This is a genomic window from Pseudomonas sp. EA_35y_Pfl2_R5 (genome assembly GCF_963970805.1).
Classification (GTDB): Bacteria; Pseudomonadota; Gammaproteobacteria; order Pseudomonadales; family Pseudomonadaceae; genus Aquipseudomonas.
In genome coordinates, this window is record NZ_CAXAOW010000014.1 from 88176 (window position 1) to 95438 (window position 7263).

Consider the following 7263-nt stretch of genomic DNA (forward strand, 5'->3'; position numbering starts at 1 on the left):
GCCCTCGTTATTGTTCTTCGGGATGCAACTGACCCGCCCCGGGTAGGGGTGAGTTGAAAATTGGGGGGAAGCTAAACGCCGAACCATTCCCTCTCCCCTTGGGGAGAGGGGAGGTTCATCACGCGTCCTGGTACGCCTCGATGGACGGGCAGGCGCAGATCAGGTTGCGGTCGCCAAACACGTTGTCCACGCGGCCGACCGGCGGCCAGTACTTGGCCTCGATCAGGCTGGCCACTGGGTACACGGCCTGCTCGCGGCTGTAGCCGTGAGTCCACTCGCCGGTCAGTTCCAGGGCAGTGTGTGGAGCGTTTTTCAGCGGGTTGTCGTTGGCATCCAACTGGCCAGCTTCCACCGCACGAATCTCGTTGCGGATGGCGATCATGGCGTCGCAGAAACGGTCCAGTTCTTCCTTGGACTCGCTCTCGGTCGGCTCGATCATCAGGGTGCCGGCCACCGGGAAGGACATGGTCGGGGCATGGAAGCCGAAGTCGATCAGGCGCTTGGCCACGTCGTCAACGCTGATGCCGCTGCTGTCCTTGATCGGGCGGATATCCAGAATGCACTCATGCGCTACCAGGCCGTTGCTGCCCGAATACAGCACGGGGTAGTGCTCTTCCAGGCGACGGGCGATGTAGTTGGCATTAAGGATGGCCATCTGCGATGCACGCTTGAGACCTTCGCCACCCATCATGCTGATGTACATCCAAGTGATCGGCAGGATGCTGGCGCTACCGAACGGCGCGGCGCTGACCGCACCTTCTTTACGGGCCATATGGCCGTGACCGGGCAGGAACGGAATCAGGTGTTCCTTGACGCCAATCGGGCCGACGCCTGGGCCGCCACCGCCGTGCGGAATGCAGAAGGTCTTGTGCAGGTTCAGGTGGGAGACGTCGCCGCCGAACTTGCCCGGGGCGCAGAGGCCGACCATGGCGTTCATGTTGGCACCGTCGATATACACCTGACCGCCGTTGTCGTGGACGATCTGGGCGATCTCGCGGATGCCTTCCTCGAACACGCCGTGGGTCGACGGGTAGGTGATCATGATCGCGGCCAAACGATCCTTGTGCTCTTCGGCCTTGGCCTTGAGGTCAGCGATGTCGACGTTACCGCTGCTGTCGCAGGCGGTGACCACTACGCGCATACCGACCATGCTGGCGGTGGCCGGGTTGGTGCCGTGGGCCGACTGCGGGATCAGGCAGATGTCGCGCTGATCATCGCCGCGGCTGTGGTGGTAGGCGCGGATGGCCATCAGGCCGGCGTACTCGCCCTGGGAGCCGGCGTTCGGCTGCAGGGAGATGCCGTCGTAACCGGTGGCCGCGCAGAGCATGGCTTCCAGTTCGGTGGTCAACTGCTGGTAGCCCTGGCTTTGCTCGACCGGGGCGAAGGGGTGCAGGTTGCCGAACTCGGCCCAGGTCACCGGGATCATTTCGCTGGCGGCGTTGAGCTTCATGGTGCAGGAGCCCAGCGGGATCATGCTGCGGTCCAGCGCCAGGTCCTTGTCGGCCAGCTTGCGCAGGTAGCGCATCAATTCGGTTTCGCTGTGGTAGCGATTGAATACTGGATGGCTGAGGATTTCCGATTCGCGCAACAGGCCTTTCGGCAGCTGGGCGATTACATCGGCAGCCAGTTCGGCGAAGGCCGGCACAGCCTTGCCTTCGGCGAATACCGCCAACAGTGCCTCGATGGCAGCCTGATCGGTGGTTTCATCCAGGGACAGACCCAGGCGCTCGCCATCGATTTCCCGCAGGTTGATCCCTGCCTTGCGCGCAGCGGCGTGCAGGGCCGCGGTCTTGTCGCCAGTGGCCAGGGTCAGGGTGTCGAAGAAGAATTCCTGCTCGACGCTGTAACCCAGTGCGCGCAGGCCCTTGGCCAGGATCGCGGTGAACTGGTGGGTGCGCTGGGCGATCTGGGTCAGGCCGGCTGGGCCGTGATACACGGCGTACATGCTGGCGATGTTGGCCAACAGTACCTGGGCGGTACAGATGTTACTGGTGGCCTTCTCGCGGCGGATATGCTGCTCGCGGGTCTGCATGGCCAGGCGCAGAGCCGGCTTGCCGAAACGGTCGATCGACATGCCGACCAGGCGGCCCGGCATGTCGCGCTTGAACGCGTCGCGGGTGGCGAAGTAGGCGGCGTGTGGGCCACCGAAGCCCAGCGGCACACCAAAACGCTGGGCGCTGCCCAGGGCCACGTCGGCACCGAACTCACCCGGTGGGGTGAGCAGGGTCAGGGCCAGCAGGTCAGCGGCCACGGCGACCAGGGCATTGGCGGCGTGGAAGCGCTCAACCAGTTCGCGGTAATCGAAGATGTCGCCATTGCTCGCCGGGTACTGCAGCAGGGCGCCAAAGTAGGCGCTGGCATCGGTGATGCTGGCTTCGTCGCCGACCACCACGTCAATACCCAGCGGTTCGGCGCGGGTGCGCAGCACGTCGAGGGTCTGCGGGTGGCAATGCTGGGAGGCGAAGAAGGCATTGCTGGCTTTGTTCTTCGACAGACGCTTGCAGAAGGTCATGGCCTCGGCAGCGGCGGTGGCTTCATCCAGCAGCGAGGCGTTGGCGATCTGCATACCGGTGAGGTCGCTGATCAAGGTCTGGAAGTTCAGCAAGGACTCCAGACGACCCTGGGAGATTTCCGGCTGGTAGGGGGTGTAGGCGGTGTACCAGGCCGGATTTTCCAGCAGGTTGCGCAGGATCGGGCTCGGCGTGTGGGTGCCGTGGTAGCCCTGACCGATATAGGTTTTGAATTGCTGGTTTTTACCCGCGATGGCTTTGATCTTGGCCAGGGCGTCGGCTTCCGACAGGCCCGGCAGCGCGCCCAGCACGCTGGTGCCCTTGATGCTCTCGGGAATCACGTTGTCGGTCAGTGCGTCGATGCTGGCGTAGCCGAGCAGTTCGAGCATGGCCGCAGTATCGGCGTCACGCGGGCCGATATGCCGGGCGACAAATTCGTTCTGGGTGGTCAACTTGGTCATTGCAATCTCTCAGGCGTCAGCATTGGCGTTGAGTAGGCGCTCGTAGGCGGCCTGGTCGAGCAGGTCGGCTACCGCGCTGGCATTGGCCGGACGGAAACGGAAGAACCAACCCTTGCCCAGGGGATCTTCGTTGACCAGCTCAGGGCTGGATTCTAGCTCGCCATTGACCTCAACCACCTCTCCGTCCAGCGGCATGGCGATATTGCTTGCAGCTTTCACCGATTCCAGCACGGCAACTTCAGCGCCTTCAGCGTAGCTCTGGGCTTCCGGCAGCTGCACGAATACCACGTCACCCAGGGCCTCCTGGGCATAGGCAGTGATGCCCACGGTAACCAGACCATCGGCATCCTGACGCAGCCATTCGTGCTCAACGGTAAAACGCAATTCGCTCATGTGAACTCCTCAAGGGTGGTGACTCGCCCTTTCTACTGGGGGCGATGTGCTGGATGCTCGTGGCGGGCACGAGCGGAAGGTGAAAAGACCTTAGCAAGGTAGGTGCCATTGTTATTTTTATCAACAAAAACAATGACTTAGTTAGTTGTTGTAAGTTTGCTTTTGTAAAGCGTGTATCGATATAGATACACGCGCGATCGATTCATACGCAAAGCACAGCGCTAAAGCTCTGGCGTCGTGGGCTGAACGCTTTGTGTCGCTTTCATTACGATGTACTTAATTCGATACAGTGGCTCGTTTCGCTTCACTGTCAGCCACGGCGCTGGCGCTGTAATGCGGCCTGCGCCGTCGCGCCGGCAATGACCAATTTTGGCGCAGAGCCGGCAGGGCCATTCACCCACCCTATAAAGCTCTATTGAAATGGCTCATGGGTCGGGCGCAGAGCGGCTTTTTAGAGGCGCGTTCACTCTTTCGGCTGACAAGGCAAATACCTCTTTCGGGCGCTTATCCAGGATCTGGTGCCTGGGTAGCGTGGAGGCTCAACACGAAACCCGCTTTCTAGGAGAGCCGCATGAGAACAACAACAAGACATGCCATCTTCCAGCCCAGCATCTTGGCAATAGCCATCGCTGTCGGTTGTGTAGGGCCTGTCCAGGCTATTACGTTCAATATTGGTGAGGTCGAAGCGCAGTTCGATTCATCGCTTTCTGTGGGGGCAAGTTGGAGCGTGCGTGGGGCCGATCCTGACTTTATCGGCACGCGCAACGGTGGTAAGGCATCTTCTCAAACCAACGATGACGGACGCTTGAACTTCAAAAAAGGTGAAACCTTTTCGAAGATATTCAAAGGTATTCACGACCTTGAATTGAAGTACGGCGATACCGGCGTGTTTGTTCGCGGTAAGTATTGGTACGACTTCGAGACCAAGGACGAAAGCCGTCTGCTGTATGACATCGATGACCACAACCGCAAAACAGCGGCACAGGCCTCCGGTGCCGAAATTCTCGATGCCTTCATCTATCACAACTACAGCCTGGGCAGCATGCCGGGCAGTGTGCGGGTGGGTAAGCAAGTGGTCAGCTGGGGTGAAAGTACCTTTATTGGTAACTCGATCAACTCGATCAACCCAGTGGATGCGGCAGCGTTCCGCCGGCCTGGCGCGGAGATCAAGGAGGGGTTGATTCCGGTCAACATGCTCTATGTCTCGCAGAGCTTGACCGACACCATCAGCATGGAGGCGTTCTACCAGCTGGAGTGGGATCAGACTGTTATCGATAACTGCGGAACGTTCTTTGCGCCCAGCGACACAGCCGCCGATGGCTGTAATGACCGCCTGGTTGTAGCGGGGGCCGATGTCGCGCCGGACGCGTCAAACAACACTGGTGCGCCGGGCAACCCCGTCTTCATTCCACGCGCGGGTGACCGTGATGCTCGTGACAGCGGTCAGTTCGGCGTTGCCTTGCGCTGGTTTGCCGAGTCGTTGAATGACACTGAGTTCGGCCTGTACGCGATGAATTACCACAGCCGCACCCCGAGCGGCAGCATCATTGTTGGGACTGGAGCGCCGCAGGCTGCCCGCTACTTTCTGGAGTACCCGGAGGATATTCGCCTCTATGGCGTAAGTTTCCAGACCAATATCGAAGGCACGGCGTTGTCGGGTGAACTCAGTTACCGACCAAATATGCCAATTGGCATCAACTCCACTGACATGACCTTTGCATCCCTTCGGCAGGGTTTTTCGCCGGTATTTACCAGTGGCCATGGTTTAAACGCCGTGGGCGAGGAAGTATCCGGTTACGTGCGCAAGCCGGTGACCCAGGCGCAAGTTACGGCGGTGCAGTTTTTTGACCGGGTGCTGGGGGCCAGTCGCCTGACCCTGCTGGGTGAGGTGGGTTACAACCATGTCAGTGGTATCAGTGATGATGTCGGTGAACTGCGCTTCGGTCGCGATCCGGTCTATGGCATTGGTCAGCTCAACCCCAATACGACCTGTACTTTAGGGGTGAACGCTGCCAACCCTGATCAGTGTAATGACGATGGTTTTTTCACCAGCAGCTCCTGGGGCTACCGCCTACGGGCCAGCGCCGAGTACAGCAACGTTTTCGCCGGGGTCAACCTGACGCCGAGCATTGCCTGGTCGCATGACGTCGATGGTTATGGCCCCAACTTCAGCGAGGGCAGTAAGGCGGTGAGCCTGGGCCTGAACGCTGACTACCAGAACACCTATAACGCCAGCCTCAGTTACACCGACTTCTTTGGTGGTGATTACAACACCAACGTCGACCGTGACTTTGTTGCCCTGAGCTTTGGTGTGAACTTCTGATCAACGCAGTGCAAAAGGATCCGTACACCATGAAAAATACAAGAATCCTGCAAGCTGGTGCGCTGGTGCTGACTTTGTTAGCCAGCAGCGTGATGGCCGCAGTCTCTGAGCAAGAAGCAGCTCAGCTGGGCACCAGTCTGACGCCGCTGGGCGCGGAGATGGCCGGTAATGCTGATGGCAGCATTCCCGCCTGGACCGGTGGCCTGGCGACTGACGCCGGTGCAGTAGATGGCAAGGGTTTCCTCGCTGACCCATTTGCCAGTGAGCAACCCCTGTTCACCATTACCGCTGCCAATGCGGCGCAGTATCAGGACAAGCTCTCGCCTGGGCAGCTGGCGATGCTGCAGCGCTACGCCGATTATAAAATTCCGGTGTATCCGACCCATCGCACCGCTGCAGTGCCGGATGCTGTTTATGCCGCAGCCAAAAAAAGCGCGCTGAATACCACCACCATTGATGGCGGCAACGGCCTGCAGAACTTCGGCGATAGCCGTTACTACGCCTTCCCGATCCCGAAAACCGGTGTCGAGGTTATCTGGAACCACATCACCCGCTACCGTGGTGGCAACGTCCAGCGCCTGATTGCGCAGGCCACGCCGCAGACCAATGGCTCATTCAGCATTGTTAAGTTCGCTGACGAGGTCGCCGTGCCGTCGGACATGCCCGATATCGACCCGGCCAAGTCGGCCAACGTGCTGCTGTATTTCAAGCAGCGGGTTACTGCGCCATCGCGTCTGGCCGGTAACGTACTGCTGGTGCACGAAACCATTGATCAGGTGAAAGAGCCTCGTCTGGCGTGGATCTACAACGCTGGTCAGCGCCGTGTTCGTCGTGCGCCGCAGGTGGCTTATGACGGGCCAGGTACCGCCGCAGATGGTATGCGCACCGCGGATAACTTCGACCTGTTCTCCGGCGCCCCAGATCGCTATGACTGGAAGCTGATTGGCAAGAAGGAGGTGTACATCCCCTACAACGCCTACAAGCTGGACTCGCCATCGCTGACATACGATGACGTCCTTCGCGCCGGTCATATCAATCAGGACCTGACTCGTTACGAATTGCACAGAGTGTGGGAAGTGGAGGCGACCCTCAAATCGGGTGAGCGCCATATCTACGCCAAGCGCCATATGTACTTCGACGAAGACACCTGGCAGTTGGCTCTGGTTGATCACTACGACGGTCGTGGTCAGTTGTGGCGTGTTGCCGAAGGGCACGCGCAGAACTACTACAACCATAAAACCCCAGGCTACACCCTTGAAGCGCTTTATGACCTGACGGCTGGCCGTTACCTGGCGCTGGGCATGAAAAACGAAGAGAAACATGCCTATCTCTTCGGCTTCAAAGCCAGTGCCGCGGATTTCACTCCAGCCGCGCTGCGTAATAGCGGTGTGCGCTAACCGCGAAACTTGTAATCGTGTTACTCCGTGATTGGGCGGCCTGCGGGCCGCCTTTTTTATGGCTATGTCCCAATTACGTGTTGCATGGTCCGACCAACCGCCTCCTGGATACAGTGAACGGGCTGAATACGCTGCTGATAGCGTTCAAGCATGCGGCGCCAGCCCAGGTAGTTCGGGAG

The 7263-nt window shown here is 59.5% G+C and carries 4 protein-coding genes and 1 pseudogene; 2 read left to right on the plus strand and 3 right to left on the minus strand.

From position 1 onward, the window contains the following. Nucleotides 1-118 precede the first annotated feature (118 nt). Both gcvP and gcvH read right to left on the minus strand, forming a co-directional pair. Nucleotides 119-2971, minus strand: a complete 2853-nt coding sequence (gene gcvP / locus AACX99_RS18870) for an aminomethyl-transferring glycine dehydrogenase (protein WP_339413969.1) — start codon at nt 2969-2971, stop codon at nt 119-121. A gap of 9 nt (nt 2972-2980) precedes the next feature. Then, complete coding sequence (gene gcvH, locus AACX99_RS18875; protein WP_090380831.1) at nt 2981-3364, minus strand: glycine cleavage system protein GcvH; 384 nt, start codon at nt 3362-3364, stop codon at nt 2981-2983. 571 nt (nt 3365-3935) lie between these two features. Here gcvH and AACX99_RS18880 point away from each other — a divergent pair. Continuing rightward, a complete protein-coding gene (locus AACX99_RS18880) occupies nt 3936-5687 on the plus strand; it encodes a DUF1302 domain-containing protein (RefSeq protein WP_339413970.1) in 1752 nt (583 codons plus the stop codon). Nucleotides 5688-5716: 29 nt separating this feature from the next. Next, on the plus strand, nt 5717-7084 hold the full coding sequence (locus AACX99_RS18885; protein ID WP_339413971.1) for a DUF1329 domain-containing protein: 1368 nt from the start codon (nt 5717-5719) through the stop codon (nt 7082-7084). A 62-nt stretch (nt 7085-7146) separates the two neighbouring features. Here AACX99_RS18885 and AACX99_RS18890 read toward each other — a convergent pair. Then, nucleotides 7147-7263: pseudogene (locus AACX99_RS18890) on the minus strand (IS1595 family transposase); the annotation flags it as partial.